Below are 15,196 nucleotides of genomic sequence, written 5' to 3'. Positions count from 1 at the left end.
GTGGCGCCGGGGTCGCCCGCGCCGCACCCGCGGCTGTCCGTCAACCAGGCGACGATCAAGTACGCGACCCTGCCCGAGGCGCTCGACACCGTCCGCCGTGCCGGGGTCGGGGCGATCGGCACCTGGCGCGAACCCGTCGCCGAGCTCGGGCTCGCCGAGGCCGTGCGCCGGGTGGCCGACTCCGGACTCAGGGTGTCGTCGCACTGCCGTGGCGGGTTCTTCACCCTGCCCGAGGGGACCGCACGCCAGCGGGCACTCGACGACAACCGCCGGGCGATCGACGAGACCGCCGCCCTGGCCGCCGCGGGTGCTCCGGGGTCGGCGCCCGTCCTCGTGCTCGTCGCGGGCGGCCTGCCAGCGGGCTCGCGCGACCTCGGCGGTGCGCGTGCGCGGGTGGCGGACGCCCTCGCCGCCCTCGTGCCGCACGCGCTCGGCACCGGCGTGCAGCTCGCCGTCGAACCCCTGCACCCGATGTACGCCGCCGACCGCGCCGTGGTGTCGACGCTCGCGCAGGCCCTCGACCTGGCGGCCCCGTTCCCGGCAGCGGCCGTGGGGGTCGTCGTCGACACCTTCCACGTCTGGTGGGACCCGGCGCTCGCGGCCTCGATCGCCCGGGCCGGTGCCGCCCGCCGGATCGCGTCGTACCAGGTGTGCGACTGGACCACCCCGATCGCGGCCGACCCGCTGCTCTCACGCGGCTACCCGGGCGACGGGCACGTCGACTTCGGGCCGGTGACCGATGCGGTGATGGGTGCCGGCTACTCCGGCGACGTCGAGGTCGAGCTCTTCAACCAGGCGATCTGGGACACCCCGCCCGCCGAGGTCGTCGCCCGCGTCGTGGCGTCCTTCGCCGAAGCGGTCCCGCTCCCGCGCTGAGGCGGGCGCTGCCCCCGCACGGTGCGGGGCGGGCGCGCCCCGGGCCTCCCGTCCGCCCTGATCGTGAGCACAGGACGTCGGGTCGGCTCGACGGACCCGACCATTCCTGCTCACGAAGCGAGCGCGACCGCGAGCGCGAGCGCGCGCGACCGCGCACGAGCCCTACTCGTCGGCGGGCAGCGGCTCGGCGTGCTCGATGCGGGCGCTCGCCGTGGCCATGTGCTCGTCCATCGCGCGCTGCACGGCGGGCACGTCGCGGGCGCGCAACGCCTCGAAGACGGCGCGGTGCTCGTGGAACGCGGCCTCGGTCGCCTGCCGGGTCTGCACGCGGCGCGCGACCCAAACGCTCAGCATGGAGCGCAGACTCTGCAGCAGGTCGGCGAGCACGTCGTTGCCGGACGCCCGTGCCAGCAGGACGTGGAAGCGGACGTCGGCGTCGATGAAGGCCTGCGGGTCGTCGAGCGTCGCCTCCTGCCGGACCAGGTACTCGCCGAGCTCGGTGATCTGCTCGTCGGTGGCGCGCTGCGCGGCGAGGATCGCGGCCGTGCGCTCCAGCGAGGACCGGATCTCGAGCAGTTCGCGGGTGCGGTTCGAGGCGAGCATCAGACCCCACGACAGGGTCGTCGGCAGCAGGTCCGAGGTGCCGCCGCGCAGGTACGTGCCCGAACCGGGGCGGATCTGCACGATGCCCAGGATCTCGAGGGCGGCGAGGGCCTCGCGGACGGCCGAGCGACCCACGCCGAGCCGCTCGGACAGGACCCGCTCCGCCGGCAGCCGCGACCCGGGGGCCAGCTCGCCGGCGGTGAGCAGCGAGACGAGCTGTCGGGCGACCACCGAGGCGGGTGACCCGACGGGCACGGACTCGAGTTCGAGTCGGATGTTGAGGGGGTCGTCCGGGCTGAACGCGGGCATGCAGTGAGCGTACCGGTCGGTCAACCGGTTGCGGCGGGAGCGGAGCCAGCGCGCCGGGCGGGCGGCCTCGTCCGAGCCGACGCGCGAAATGGTCAACCGGTTGACAAGTTGAACGAGCGCGACGCACACTGGATCAGGCGCACCGATGCGCCCGCTCCCGATCCGCGCAGCAGCCCGGACCACCCCGACGCAGCCGACCGGGCAACCCGGCGCAGCAGCCGGGCGGAGTCGTACCACCCCCACCGAGCAGGAGTCATCGTGGACATCCCCGCCACACGAGGCATCCCCACCTCGGTCGTCGAGAAGACGGCCATCCGCAAGATCGCGATCCGCATCGTGCCGTTCGTGGCACTGATGTTCTTCATCAACTTCCTCGACCGCACCGCGATCTCCTTCGCCGCCCCCAACGGCATGGAGGCCGACCTCGGCCTGACCGCCGCCCAGTTCGGCTTCGCGTCCGGTGTGTTCTTCATCGGCTACCTCGTGCTCGAGGTGCCGTCCAACCTCGCGCTGCACAAGTTCGGCGCCCGGATCTGGCTCGCCCGCATCATGATCACGTGGGGCATCGTGTCCCTGCTCTTCACGTGGGTGCAGAACTACCCGCAGCTCGTCGGTCTGCGCTTCCTGCTCGGCATCGCCGAGGCGGGGTTCTTCCCCGGCGCGATCCTGTTCCTGTCGACGTGGGTCCCGGCTCGCCACCGCGGCAAGATGCTCGCGCTGTTCTACCTGGCCCAGCCGCTCACGAGCGTCATCGGTTCCCCGCTCGCCGGCTGGCTGATGACCCACGAGGGGATCCTCGGCGGCCTGGCCGGCTGGCGCTTCATGTTCCTCTGCGTCTCGATCCCGGCGATCATCGTCGGCGTCCTGTGCCTCTTCGTGCTCAAGGACAAGCCGTCGCAGGCGAAGTGGCTCGACGAGGACGAGAAGGTCTGGCTGGAGACGACGCTCGCTGCCGAGAGCGCGGCGAAGGGCGGCGGCGACGGTCACGGCAAGGGCGGCCTGCGTGCGGCCTTCGGCTCCGGCCGCGTCTGGATGCTCGCCGCCGTGTACTTCGGCTTCATCTACGGCCTCTACGCACTCAGCTTCTTCCTGCCGACGATCATCGACGGCTTCCAGGAGCAGTTCGGCACCACGTTCGACCTGTTCCAGAAGGGCCTCATCACGGCCATCCCGTACGTGCCGGCCGCGGTCGTCCTGTACTTCTGGTCGCGTGACGCCTTCCGTCGTGGCGTCCGGGTCTGGCACATCGCCGTCCCGGCCCTGGTCGGCGGTCTGACGATCCCGGTCGCGCTGTACATGAACAGCCCGGCGGCCACCGTCGCCGTCATCGCGATCACCGCGTGTGCGATCTTCGCGGCCCTGCCGAACTTCTGGACGGTTCCGACGCAGTTCCTGACCGGTGCCGCCGCAGCCGCGGGGGTCGCCCTCATCAACACCGTGGGCAACCTCGGTGGGTTCGCCGCCCCGTACATCACGGGCGCGGTCAGCGAGTGGACCGGCGGGTACCAGGTGCCGATGTTCATCGTCGGGTTCTTCATGGTGCTGTCGAGCGTGCTGATGTTCGTCCTCGGCCGGAACACCAAGCGCAACGAAGCGGCCGCCGCCGCCGCCGCGACCGGAGCCGAGACCGCAGCCGCGGCCACGGACGGACCGACCGCCATCGCGAAGGAGGCCGGCGCATGACCCGCCTGTTCAACGACCCGGCGGACTTCGCCGACGAGATGGTCGACGGCTTCGTTGCCGCCAACCGCGCCCGGGTCCGCAGGGTGCACGGCGGCGTCGCCCGCTCCACCACCAGCCCCGAGGGGACCGTCGCGCTCGTCGTCGGCGGTGGCTCCGGCCACTACCCGGCCTTCGGCGGCCTCGTCGGGCACGGCCTGGCTGCCGGTGCCGCGATGGGCAACCTGTTCGCCAGCCCCAGCGCCCAGCAGGTCACCGCCGTGGCGAAGGCGTCCGAGCACGGCGGCGGCGTACTGCTGAGCTACGGCAACTACGCCGGCGACGTCCTCAACTTCGACGCCGCGGCACGGGCGCTCGAGGCACAGGGCATCGACGTCCGCACGGTCCGCGTGACCGACGACATCGCCTCGGCGCCCGCCGACCAGGCGCACCAGCGCCGCGGCATCGCGGGTGACCTCTGCGTGTTCAAGGTGGCCGGCGCGGCCGCGGAACGTGGCGACGACCTCGACGCGGTCACCGCGATCGCGACCCGCGCCAACGACCGCACGCGCAGCTTCGGTGTCGCCTTCTCCGGCTGCTCCCTGCCCGGCGCCGACGAACCGCTCTTCACCGTCCCCGAGGGCCGGATGGCCATCGGCATGGGCATCCACGGCGAACGCGGCATCGCCGAGGCCGACGTCCCCACCGCGGACGGCCTGGCCGACCTGCTCGTCGACGAGCTGCTCACCGAGCTGCCGTCCGGCGTCACCGCGGACGGTGCGCGCGCCGTCCCGATCCTCAACGGCCTCGGCTCCGTCAAGTACGAGGAACTCTTCGTCGTCTTCGGTGCCGTCCAGCGGAAGCTCACCGAGGCCGGCATCGTCGTCGTCGAGCCCGAGGTCGGCGAACTCGTCACCAGCTTCGACATGGCGGGCGTCTCGCTCACCCTGTTCTGGCTCGACGACGAACTCGAGCAGCTCTGGGCCGCCCCCGCCGACGCCCCCGCGTACCGCAAGGGCGGCGCCGTCCCGCAGCAGCCGCTGCCGGCCGAGGTGCTCGAAGCCGGCGTGGTGGTGCCCGTGACGCCCGGCACCGAGGAGTCCCGGGCCGCAGCAGTCCGCGTCGCGGGCGCCGTCTCCGCGATCCGCGCCACGATCGACGACCACGCCGACGAGCTCGGCCGCATCGACGCCGTCGCCGGCGACGGCGACCACGGCATCGGCATGCAGCGCGGCTCCACCGCCGCCGACCGTGCGGCACAGGACGCCGCCGCCCGTGGCGCCGGCGCCGGTTCGGTCCTCGCGATCGCCGGTGATGCCTGGTCCGACAAGGCCGGCGGCACGTCCGGTGCGATCTGGGGTGCTGCCCTGGAGGCCATGGGTCGCGTCCTCGGGGACGAGTCCCGTCCGACATCCGCCACCGTCCAGAGCGCGGTGCACGCCGCCACCGAGGCCGTCCTGGCCTTCGGGGCCGTCCCCGGCGACAAGACCATGGTCGACGCACTCGTGCCGTTCGACCAGGTCTTCTCCGCCCGGGTCGACGCCGGCGACGAACTCGTCGACGCCTGGTCGGCCGCCTCGGCCGCAGCGCAGACCGCGGCCGACGCCACGGCCGACCTGTTGCCCCGGATGGGCCGTGCACGCACCCACGGTGCGGACGCCGTCGGCACCCCGGACGCCGGCGCGGTCTCGTTCGCGCTGATCACCGCCGCGGTCCGCTCGACCATCGCCGTCCCCGCCTGACCCCCACCACGAAAGGCACACCCGCATGAGTGAGCAGCAGTTCCGCATCGTCGTCGGTTCGGACGACGCCGGCTTCGACCACAAGGAGGCCATCAAGGCCGACCTGGCGAAGGACCCCCGCGTGGCCTCCGTGGTCGACGTGGGCGTGGACGCCGACGGCCACACGGCCTACCCGCACGTCGCCGTCGACGCCGCCCGTCTGGTGGCGAACGGCGAGGCCGACCGCGCGATCCTGGTCTGCGGCACCGGCCTCGGAGTCGCGATCGCGGCGAACAAGGTCCCCGGCATCCGCGCCGTGACCGCGCACGACTCGTTCTCGGTCGAGCGCTCGATCCTGTCGAACGACGCCCAGGTCCTCTGCATGGGGCAGCGCGTCGTCGGGGTCGAGGTCGCGCGCCGGATGGCGAAGGAGTGGCTCGGCTACACCTTCGACCAGACCAGCGCGAGCGCGTCGAAGGTCCAGGCCATCTGCGCCTACGACGGCTCCGCACCGGTGGGGACCGACGCCTGATGCCCGCGACCGCGGCGGCCGCCCCCGTGACGATCGGGGTGTCGCTCAAGATGTACTTCTCGCACGCCCGGACGCTCGAGTGGGCGGCCGCCGTGGCCGACATCGCCCGGAGCCACCCGGCGGTGCGCTCCGGCGCGGTCGAGCTCTTCGTGGTGCCGACGTTCCCGTCGCTCGTGCCGGTGCGTGCGGTGATCGGGGACGCCCCCGTGACGCTCGGCGCGCAGGACCTGGCGTGGGCGGACGAGGGCGCGTTCACCGGCGAGGTCTCCGGCGTGGAGCTCCGGGAGATCGGTGTCGACCTCGTCGAGATCGCACACGCCGAGCGCCGCTCCCTGTTCCACGAGACGGACGACGAGATCGCGGGGAAGGTGCACGCGGCGTTCCGCAACCACCTGCGGCCCCTGATCTGCATCGGTGAGACCGCGCGCGCCGCCGACGACGACCCCGCAGCCGCGATCGCCGAGGTCACCGCGCAGCTCGACCGGTTCACCACCACGGCCACCGCCGACGGTCTCGCCGGACCGCTCATCGCCGCGTACGAGCCGGTGTGGGCGATCGGTGCCCCGCAGCCCGCACCCGACGAGCACATCGTCGCGGTGCTCGGTGGGATCGAGCAGCACCTGGCGACCCGGCCGGAGCTCGCCGGCTCGGTCGCGATCTACGGCGGCAGTGCCGGTCCGGGCCTGCTGACCCGCGGTGCCGGACGCATCGGCGGCCTGTTCCTCGGCCGCTTCGCCCACGACCCCGAGGCGATCCGCACGATCCTCGACGAAGCCGAGGCGCTGGCCGCGACGCAGGACGGAGCACCGGCGTGACCTCCCTGCTCGGCCTCTCCACCTACGCCTACTTCTGGCGCATGTCCGACCGCGTGCCGTCGCCGATGTCCCTCGACGACGCCCTGCGCGACGCCGCGAGCCACGACGGCGTCGACCTGTTCCAGATCTGCGACCACCTGCCGCTCGACACCGCGACCGATGCGCGCCTGGCGTCGATCCGGTCCCTGGCCACCGACCTCGGTATCACACTCGAGGTCGGCACCCGTGGCACCCGGCCGGAGCACCTGGCCCGGTACCTGCACGTCGCGCAGCAGCTCGGCGCGACCCTCGTCCGGAGCATGTGGACGAGCGGCGACGACCAGCCCGACGCGGCCGAGACCGGACGACGCCTGCGGCAGGCGCTCCCCGCCTACGAGCGCGCGGGCGTGACCCTCGCGCTGGAGACCTACGAGGTCGTCGCCACCGCCGACCTCGTCGCCGTCGTCGAAGCGATCGGCTCCGACCACCTCGGCATCTGCCTCGACCCGGCGAACACCGTCGCCCGGCTCGAACACCCGGCCGACGTCGTGACGATGACCGCCCCGCACGTCGTCAACTGGCACGTGAAGGACGCAGCCTTCACCCGCTCACCGGGCTGGGTCGGGTTCCAGTACACCGGCGTCCGCACCGGTACCGGACTGCTCGACCACGACGCCGTCCGCGCCGCGATCGAGCCCGACGCCCGGGGGATCAACCGCGTCATCGAGTTCTGGCTGCCGTGGCAGGACGAGCACGCCGGCGCCGAACCCCTGCCGGGGGAGACCCCCGCACAGACCACCACGCGCATCGAGGCGGCGTGGACCGAACACACCATCGAGTACATCAGGAGCAAGGAATCATGACCGACACCGTCACCACCCCCCACACCGTCGCTGCCGGATCCGGCACGGCCGACGTCACCGTCGCCGTGATCGGTGCCGGCGGCAAGATGGGCACCCGCGTCTCGAACAACTTCGCGAAGAGCGAGTACACGACCCTGTACAGCGAGGCCTCGCCCGCCGGCCAGGAGCGCATCCGGGCCCTCGGCCGCGAGATCACCGACAGCCTCGACGCCGCGAAGGCCGCCGACGTCGTCATCCTCGCCGTGCCCGACGTCCTGCTCGGCACCGTCTCCGAGCAGCTCGTCCCCGTCATGCAGCCCGGCGCCACGATCCTGACGCTCGACCCCGCCGCCGCCTACGCCGGACTGCTCGCCAAGCGCGAGGACGTCCACTACGCCGTGGCGCACCCGTGCCACCCGTCGGTGTTCCTCGAGCGCACCACCAAGGCCGAGTGGGACGACACCTTCGGTGGCATCGCCGCCCCGCAGGAGGTGATCGCGGCCTTCGACGCGTCGGAGTCGCTCGGCGACCAGGACGAGCGCGCCAAGGCCGTCGCCGAGGCCGTCATCACCACCATGTACGCGCCCGTCATCCAGGTGCACTGGGTGACGGTGAAGCAGCTCGCCGTGCTCGAGCCGACCCTGGTCGAGACCATCGCCTGCATGATCGGCGACTTCCTCAACGACGCCCTCGAAGAAACGGTCACCGGTGTCGGCGTGCCCCACGAGGCCGCCCGCGCCATGCTCCACGGCCACACCTGGATCGCGCTGACGAACGGCCTGCGCGGCTCGAACCCGTTCTCCGACGCCTGCCACATCGCGATGGGCTACGGCCGCGAGAAGCTCATCAAGGAGGACTGGAAGCAGGTCTTCGACGACAGCGAGCTCGACTCGGTCATCGCGAAGATGCTGAAGATCGACGCCGTCCGGCGCTGATCACCCGCGGTCCCCACGGACCGGAACGCCCCGCCGACCCCCTTCCGGCGGGGCGTTCCCCGTGCCGCCACGGCTGCTCCTCGCCAGCCGCCCTGGAGGCCCGGTCCGGCCCCGTCAGACCGTCTCGCGCCCGGCGAGCAGTGCGCCCAGCGCTGCGGCGCCGCCCGCAGCGTCGGGCACGGTCACCATCCGCGCCTGCCCGCCGCGGAGCCGTGCGACCAGCCCCGGCCCGGACCGCACGACGTAGGCGACGCCGCGGCCCGAGATCCGGTAGCCCCAGCCACCCCACTGCCCGGGGGACACCTGCTCCCAGCCGCACGACTCGATGCGCTCCAACGGCACCCGCATGAGCGGGATCCTCGTCCACGTGGACGTGAGCCGCATGCCCCGTCGGTCGACCGTGAGCTCCACCCGCGCCAGCACCAGCACGGCGAGCCCCGCGAGCACCATGGCCAGACCGGACACGACCGCCGTGGTCACGCCCGCCGACACCGTCCAGACCGCGGTCCCGACGCCGAGCAGCACGACGAGCGCCCCGAGCAGCGCGAACCACCGGCTGCCGACGCGTGCACGCCAGGCCACCCGGGTGTCGGGCCCGACGGTCAGGGGTGCGACGTCGTACGCCGGCACGGGGGCAGCGACCCGGAACAGTGCGAGGACGGGGACAGCGGCGACCACCACGGCGACGAGCAGGAACGGCATCGTCCACCACGGGGACAGGGTGCCGTCGCCGGCCGTGTTCGTCCAGGCCAGCAGGACCCAGGCCGACCCGAGGGTCCCGGCCAGCAGGTTCGCGACGAGCAGCACGGTGGCCGCGGTCCGCTTGTCGTGCCACCGCAGCGCGCCCATCGCGAGCCCGACGGCCACGAGCGCCACCGCCAGGGTGACCCAGAACGCCGTCCAGGGGGAGCCCCAGCCGTCCGCTGTGCCGTCCGTCCGGAAGTGGATCGCGATCCGTGACGGCATGGCGGGCACCGCGAGGACCGCGGTGAGCACCAGTCCCACCGCGACCAGGAGCCCTGGTGCCACCACCGCCAGCCGTGTGCCCGTGGTCATCGGTCGTGTCGTCATCGTGCCCCCTTGATCATCGTGAACAGGTCGTCGAGCGGGACGCCGAGGGTGTCCGCCTGGTCGCGCAGCTCGTCGACGAGCGTGCGCAACCGGTCGAACGAGGCGTTGCCCGACCGCAGGACCGTCGCACCGCGGCCACGCCGCAACTCGATCAGTCCGTCGTCCTGCAGCAGCGCGTAGGCACGCAGGACAGTGTGCATGTTGACGTCGACCGAGGCCGCGAGGTCGCGCGCTGCGGGCAGTCGCTCGCCGTTCCGGAGCTCGCCGCGGGCGATCGCGTGGCGGATCTGGGTGGCGACCTGTTCCGCCAGGGTCGCGCGGGCCCCCGGGTCGACGGTGATCAACATGTTCGCATTCTATGCGAACAATACCGCTCGGCACCAGGGGTCACCCGCCCCTCGAGACCCTGCTCGGACGCCGTTTGGCCGCGGAACGCAGGCGCGGTTCCAGCGGGCTCCGGCACGCGTACCGTCCGTCGCGATGACCGATTCGACCACCACCAGCACCCCGTCGAACTACGAGTCCGCCGACGGGGTGGACCCTCTGCGCGTCACCACCTACCGACAGGTCCGCAAGGCCGCACGCCGCGGGCACGCACTGCCCGGCGACGTCGGCGAACCGTCGCTCGCAGACCTCGTGAACGCCCGGAAGAACGGCATCGCCGAGTCCCGCTGACCCCGCGTGGCCGTGCGTGCGGGCGGGCGACCGGTCAGCCGTGCGCGACGGACTCCACCAGCGCGTCGAGCGCCCGGTCGAGTTCCGGCAGCGTGACGGCGCCGTAGCCGAACACGATGCCCGCCGGTGCGCTGCCGGGCGCGAGCCCGTACTCCTCGAGCGTCGCCACTCGTACCCCGGCGTCCGCCATCCGCTCGGCGACGTCGGCCCCGGTGGTCGGACCCGACCACGTGACCACCGCGTGCAGTCCGCCGTTCAGGGCACGGGCCTCCAGTCCGGTGACGTCGTCGAGCCGGGCCGCGATCCGGGCTCGGCGATGCGCGTAGTCGCGGCGCACCCGACCCAGGTGCCGCCGCAGCGCACCCGTGCGCAGCAGGTGGGCCAGTGCCGCCTGCACCGGCTCGGCGACCACCGCGCCGCGTGCACGCCGCGCCGACAGCACCGCCTCCGCCACCGCCACACCGATCCCGGCACCTGCTGCGGAGGGCAGGACGACCCAGGCGCACCGCAGTCGCGGGTCGAGCGTCTTCGAGAACCCGCCGACGTGCAGCACCACGCCCTCGGCGTCGAGTGCGGCCAGCGCGGGCGCGGGCGTCCCGCGATGCCGGAACTCCGAGTCGTAGTCGTCCTCGACCACCACCGTGCCGGTCGCAGCCGCCCAGGCGAGCAGCCGACGGCGCCGGGCCACCGGCATCACCGAGCCGAGCGGGTACTGGTGGGTCGGACTGACCAGCACCGCGTCGACCGGCCCCGCAGCCTCGAGCGCGTCGAGGTCGAGGCCGTCCTCCCCGACCGGGACGGCGACGAGGGTCCCGCCCGCGCTCGTGATCGCCCGGTGCCCGGTGCGGTAGCCGGGGTCCTCGACGCCGAAGACGGGTGGACGACCCAGCAGGCTCCGCAGCGCCTCGGTGATCAGCGACAGCGCCTCCGAGGTCCCCGCGGTCACGAGCACCCGGTCGACCGTCGTCGTGAACCCGCGGGTCAGGCCGAGCTGGGCGACGACCTGTGCCCGCAGCTCGGGGGAGCCGAGCGGCTCCGCGATCGCGTTCCGGAGTGGTGCCGACGCCGCTGCGCGCCAGGCGGCCCGCCAGTCCCGCTGGGGGATCGCGGTCACGGCGGGGATGCCCGGCCGGCAGTCGATGCGCACCGCGGGCGACGGATCGGCCAGGACGGCGTCGGCGGCGAAGGCGACGGGCGAGCCGGGCCCGGCGCCGCCCGCCACCGACCCACCCGGCGTCCGGCCGTGCACGTCCGCCGCGACCCGGGCCACCGCACCGTGCCGCGTGCGCAGGTACCCCTCGCCGTCGAGTTGTTCGTACGCCGCGACGACGGTGCCGCGCGCCACCCCGAGCTCTGCCGCCAGCGCACGCGTCGACGGCAGTGGATCGCCCTCGCGCAGGGTGCCGTCGTGCACCATCGCACGGACCCGGGCCACGACACCCGACACCTTGCTCGACTGGTCCACCATGATCGCTCCGAACTGGTCCACGCATCGGACCACTGGCGACCCTAGCGTGAGCGCATGCCCACCCCGAACGCCCAGCCGCACCCCACGGAACCCGCCGCCGACGGTCCCTCGCTCCGCGTCCGCCGCCTGCGCGACCGCCAGTCCGACGACCCGGGAGTCCTCGACGCGATCCTCGCCGAGGCCCACGTCGCGCACGTCGGCATCGTCCGCGGCGGCCACCCCGTGGTCCTGCCCTTCCTCTGCGCCGTCGGGGACCTCGGCGACGGCCCGGTCATGCTGCTGCACGGCTCGACCGGAGGCGGCCTGTTCCTCGACGCCGGGGCCGAGGGTGTCCCGGTGGCCGCGACCGTCACCCACCTGGACGGCCTGGTGTTCGCCCGCTCCACCAACGACAGCTCCGCGAACTACCGCAGCGCGATGATCGCCGGCCGCGCCACCGTCGTCCCGACCGACCTGCGTGCCGAAGCGCTCTGGCAGGTGGCCGACCACCTCATGCCGGGTCGCCGAGCCGAGGTGCGCGAGATGACCGCGAAGGAGGTCCGCGCCACCCAGGTCCTCCAGCTGCCCCTCGACCGCGCGAGCGTCAAGGTCCGTGCCCACGGGGTCGGCGAGGACCCGGCCGACGGCGAGGACCACACCGTCTGGGCGGGCGTCCTGCCACTCGCGGTCCGCGCCGGTGTCCCGATCTCGGGGGACATCTCGGGGGACAGTCCGGTGGACGCGTCCGTCCTCGCGCTGTCGGCTCGCCTCGACCGTCTGGCCGCCGACCGGGAGGCCCGGATCGCCGCCGCCATGCGGGTCGCGTCGGTCTGAGCCCGTCCCCACGGCCGCACGCCGGCTCCGGAATAGCCGTGCGCGTCGTCGGAGTGGCCTGCGAGCGGTGATCGTTCCTGTGACCAGCTGCAGGAACACTCCGGCGCTGCCCAGCCGCGGACACCGTCGTGACCAATACGTTACTTTCCGGACCGCCGAGTGGTCCCGACCCGGAAGGACCCATGGGACGCCACACCCTGCCTGCAGCAGCCGACGACCGTCAGCCCACGCGGACGCACACGCACCCCGCGCGACCGCACACGCACCCCGCGGCCGACCCCGCGCCGCTGACGCCGGACACGCAGCAGTCCCGTCCCCGCGGACGCCGCTCGGCCCTCGGCCCCGCAGCCGCCCGTTCCACCTTCGTCGAGCACCCGAAGCCGGCCCGGACCGTGCGGATGCAGCCGCGTCCCGCCCCCGTCGCGTCGTCGGCCGGCAGCGCGGTGCTGAGCCGGACGGCCACCCTGCGTGCCGAACGAGCACTCGACCCGCGGCACATCCGTCGTTCCGCGAACGCGAAGCGCGCCGCGATCCTGCTGGCCCCCGCCATCGCCGTGACCTCGAGCCTGACGCTCGCCCTGCCCGCGAACGCCGACACGCTGCCGGTCGACACCCGCTCCGGCACGACCACGGCACAGGACGCCCAGACCTTCACGGTGGCGCACGACGTGCAGGTCCCCGTGGTCTCGACCGACGGCATGACCACCACCACGACGATCGTGTCCTACCCGACGCTCGACCTGCGGTTCGGGGTGACGACGGCGCAGGCACAGTCCGCGTTGTCCGCCGCGCTGTCGGCCGGCGGCGACCGGGCCACGATCCTGGCGACCGCCCTGCAGTACATGGGGGACCCGTACGTCGAGGGCGGCGCGAGCCACGAGGGCATCGACTGCTCCGGGCTCACGATGGTCGCGTACCAGGCGGTGGGGATCCAGCTCGTGCACTACGTGCCGACGCAGGACGCCGTCGCCACCACGATCCCCGAGTCCGAGGCGTTGCCGGGCGACCTCGTCGTGTACGACGACGACGACCACGTCGGCCTGTACCTCGGCCAGGGGCTCGTGCTGCAGGCACCGCACCCGGGCGAGGTCGTCGACATCGTCCCGATGTACTCGGCGGCGCACCACTTCGCCCGCGTCCTGCCGGCCGGCAGCTGACCCGGCGGACCGCGCTGGGGCCCTGGTGGTGACCAGCAGGACCACCCGGACGGGGCGTCCCCACGGATCACGGGCCTCCCGTATCCTGGAGTGATGGCTTCCGACACCCGCACCCCGTTCGAACAGCAGCAGTCTGCTCGTCCGCAGGTGCGCCCGCGCACCGAGGGCTGGAAGCAGGCCACCGACACCGACGGCCGGCCGCTCCTGCAGTTCGCGTCCCCGAAGCGTGGCAAGCCGCCCGTGCACCTGGCCGACCTGACGGCCGAGGAACGCGAGGCCCGCGTCAAGGAGCTCGGTCTGCCCGGGTTCCGCGCCAAGCAGCTCGCGACCCACTACTTCCAGCACTACACGTCCGACCCGGCCAAGATGACCGACCTGCCCGCCGCCCAGCGGGAGCAGCTCGTCGCCGGGATGCTGCCGCCGCTCCTCACCGAGACCCGGCGGCTCGCGACGGACAACGGCGACACCATCAAGTTCCTCTGGAAGCTGCACGACGGCGCCCTGGTCGAGTCGGTCCTGATGCGGTACCCCGGCCGGATCACGCTGTGCGTGTCGTCCCAGGCCGGGTGCGGCATGAACTGCCCGTTCTGCGCCACCGGCCAGGCCGGGCTGACCCGCAACATGTCCACCGCCGAGATCATCGAGCAGATCGTCCGGGCCAACGCCGCGATCGCCGCCGGTGAGCTCGGGGGCGATCCCCGCAAGGGCGGCAACGACCGCGTCGACGCCGAACGCGTGACGAACATCGTGTTCATGGGCATGGGGGAGCCGCTCGCGAACTACAAGCGGGTGATGGACGCGGTGCGGTTGATGGTCGCACCGCAGCCGAACGGCCTCGGCATGAGTGCCCGCGGCATCACGGTGTCGACCGTCGGACTGGTGCCGGCGATGATCAAGCTCGCGGACGAAGGGATCCCGCTCACCTTCGCGCTGTCCCTGCACGCCCCCGACGACGAACTCCGCGACGAGCTCATCCCGGTGAACTCGCGCTGGAAGGCCGACGAGGCGATCGATGCCGCCCACAACTACTACGTCAAGACGGGCCGTCGTGTCTCGATCGAGTACGCGCTCATCAAGGACATGAACGACCACGCCTGGCGAGCCGACCTGCTCGCCGAGAAGCTGAACAAGCGTGGCAAGGGATGGGTGCACGTCAACCCGATCCCGCTCAACCCGACGCCGGGCTCCGTCTGGACCTCGTCCGAGGTGCACGTGCAGGACGAGTTCGTCCGCCGACTCAACGCCGCCGGCATCCCGACGACCCTGCGCGACACCCGCGGCAAGGAGATCGACGGGGCGTGCGGGCAGTTGGCCGCGGCCGAGTAGGTCGGTCCGGTCAGTCGGTCCGGTCCAGTTGGTCTGGTCGTCTGGTCGTCTGTTCATTCGGAAGGCACGGTGCGGGTTCGCACCGTGCCTTCCGTCGTTCCCGGGGTGCGTCCACCCCGTCGATCACCGGAAACCCGGGGGACAGCTCCCGTTCACCGGAGTGCGACACGCCCGGGAGGAAGGACGGTTGGCGGGCCCCCTGGGGCCTGTGTAGAGTAATCACTCGTTGCCGCTGAGGCGGAGAACGGAACGGCCGAGACGGTCACAGGGTGCAAGCCCTGGATGCGCAGTCCGGACGGGGTCCCGCTCAGGCAACATCCCCCGAAGAAATCGAAGCGATTCGATGTGTCTGACGGTGGAACAAGACGAATGCCTCTCTGGCGGAATCCTTTTGTGGGTCGAGCGGGGAGTGCGT

15 protein-coding genes are annotated in these 15,196 nt (G+C 72.8%); 11 read left to right on the top strand and 4 right to left on the bottom strand.

Annotation, left to right across the window (positions count from 1 at the left end; genetic code table 11):
• Window positions 1-876, top strand: coding sequence for a sugar phosphate isomerase/epimerase family protein (locus QRN30_RS17350; RefSeq protein WP_262118635.1), 876 nt, complete (start codon window positions 1-3; stop codon window positions 874-876).
• 162 nt (window positions 877-1,038) lie between these two features.
• On the opposite strand, the gene QRN30_RS17345 is transcribed toward QRN30_RS17350, so the two are convergent.
• On the bottom strand, window positions 1,039-1,788 hold the full coding sequence (locus tag QRN30_RS17345) for a FadR/GntR family transcriptional regulator (RefSeq protein WP_017885798.1): 750 nt from the start codon (window positions 1,786-1,788) through the stop codon (window positions 1,039-1,041).
• Between the two features lie 258 nt (window positions 1,789-2,046).
• Between QRN30_RS17345 and QRN30_RS17340 the strand changes: the two genes are divergently transcribed.
• From QRN30_RS17340 to QRN30_RS17315, 6 genes are read left to right on the top strand one after another with little or no spacing between them, the layout of a single operon-like run.
• The gene (locus QRN30_RS17340) at window positions 2,047-3,471 is read left to right on the top strand and encodes an MFS transporter (protein WP_194590989.1); all 1,425 of its coding nucleotides are present in this window, start codon (window positions 2,047-2,049) and stop codon (window positions 3,469-3,471) included.
• Complete coding sequence (locus tag QRN30_RS17335; RefSeq protein ID WP_284761626.1) at window positions 3,468-5,189, top strand: dihydroxyacetone kinase family protein; 1,722 nt, start codon at window positions 3,468-3,470, stop codon at window positions 5,187-5,189. The genes QRN30_RS17340 and QRN30_RS17335 overlap by 4 nt, the downstream gene beginning before the upstream one ends.
• 25 nt (window positions 5,190-5,214) lie before the next feature.
• The gene (locus QRN30_RS17330; protein ID WP_042540403.1) at window positions 5,215-5,700 is read left to right on the top strand and encodes a ribose-5-phosphate isomerase; all 486 of its coding nucleotides are present in this window, start codon (window positions 5,215-5,217) and stop codon (window positions 5,698-5,700) included.
• Window positions 5,700-6,515, top strand: a complete 816-nt coding sequence (locus QRN30_RS17325) for a triose-phosphate isomerase family protein (protein WP_284761625.1) — start codon at window positions 5,700-5,702, stop codon at window positions 6,513-6,515. Before QRN30_RS17330 ends, QRN30_RS17325 begins: the two co-directional genes overlap by 1 nt.
• Window positions 6,512-7,357 (top strand): sugar phosphate isomerase/epimerase family protein, encoded by an 846-nt coding sequence (locus tag QRN30_RS17320; RefSeq protein WP_284761624.1) that lies wholly within the window; start codon window positions 6,512-6,514, stop codon window positions 7,355-7,357. The genes QRN30_RS17325 and QRN30_RS17320 overlap by 4 nt, the downstream gene beginning before the upstream one ends.
• Window positions 7,354-8,271, top strand: coding sequence for a phosphogluconate dehydrogenase C-terminal domain-containing protein (locus QRN30_RS17315; RefSeq protein ID WP_284761623.1), 918 nt, complete (start codon window positions 7,354-7,356; stop codon window positions 8,269-8,271). The genes QRN30_RS17320 and QRN30_RS17315 overlap by 4 nt, the downstream gene beginning before the upstream one ends.
• Before the next feature lie 114 nt (window positions 8,272-8,385).
• On the opposite strand, the gene QRN30_RS17310 is transcribed toward QRN30_RS17315, so the two are convergent.
• The gene (locus tag QRN30_RS17310) at window positions 8,386-9,342 is read right to left on the bottom strand and encodes a DUF1648 domain-containing protein (protein ID WP_259496236.1); all 957 of its coding nucleotides are present in this window, start codon (window positions 9,340-9,342) and stop codon (window positions 8,386-8,388) included.
• On the bottom strand, window positions 9,339-9,689 hold the full coding sequence (locus QRN30_RS17305) for a GntR family transcriptional regulator (RefSeq protein WP_017885790.1): 351 nt from the start codon (window positions 9,687-9,689) through the stop codon (window positions 9,339-9,341). The genes QRN30_RS17310 and QRN30_RS17305 overlap by 4 nt, the downstream gene beginning before the upstream one ends.
• A 133-nt stretch (window positions 9,690-9,822) precedes the next feature.
• Here QRN30_RS17305 and QRN30_RS17300 point away from each other — a divergent pair, with 133 nt between their 5' ends.
• Window positions 9,823-10,017, top strand: coding sequence for a hypothetical protein (locus tag QRN30_RS17300; RefSeq protein ID WP_042540396.1), 195 nt, complete (start codon window positions 9,823-9,825; stop codon window positions 10,015-10,017).
• A gap of 34 nt (window positions 10,018-10,051) precedes the next feature.
• Here QRN30_RS17300 and pdxR read toward each other — a convergent pair whose 3' ends face one another.
• A complete protein-coding gene (pdxR, locus tag QRN30_RS17295; protein ID WP_284761621.1) occupies window positions 10,052-11,506 on the bottom strand; it encodes a MocR-like pyridoxine biosynthesis transcription factor PdxR in 1,455 nt (484 codons plus the stop codon).
• A 33-nt stretch (window positions 11,507-11,539) separates the two neighbouring features.
• Here pdxR and QRN30_RS17290 point away from each other — a divergent pair, with 33 nt between their 5' ends.
• The 3 genes from QRN30_RS17290 (at window position 11,540) to rlmN (ending at window position 14,781) form a co-directional block, all read left to right on the top strand.
• Complete coding sequence (locus tag QRN30_RS17290) at window positions 11,540-12,298, top strand: pyridoxamine 5'-phosphate oxidase family protein (RefSeq protein ID WP_056073357.1); 759 nt, start codon at window positions 11,540-11,542, stop codon at window positions 12,296-12,298.
• A 182-nt stretch (window positions 12,299-12,480) separates the two neighbouring features.
• The gene (locus QRN30_RS17285) at window positions 12,481-13,455 is read left to right on the top strand and encodes a C40 family peptidase (protein WP_056073354.1); all 975 of its coding nucleotides are present in this window, start codon (window positions 12,481-12,483) and stop codon (window positions 13,453-13,455) included.
• 93 nt (window positions 13,456-13,548) lie between these two features.
• The gene (gene rlmN / locus QRN30_RS17280; protein ID WP_017885785.1) at window positions 13,549-14,781 is read left to right on the top strand and encodes a dual-specificity RNA methyltransferase RlmN; all 1,233 of its coding nucleotides are present in this window, start codon (window positions 13,549-13,551) and stop codon (window positions 14,779-14,781) included.
• Window positions 14,782-15,196 lie beyond the last annotated feature (415 nt).

This window comes from Curtobacterium sp. MEB011, assembly GCF_030209655.1.
In the GTDB taxonomy this organism is placed as follows: Bacteria; Actinomycetota; Actinomycetes; order Actinomycetales; family Microbacteriaceae; genus Curtobacterium; species Curtobacterium poinsettiae.
Note: the sequence above shows the minus strand (reverse complement) of the source record. Positions and strands in the feature narration are given on the sequence as shown.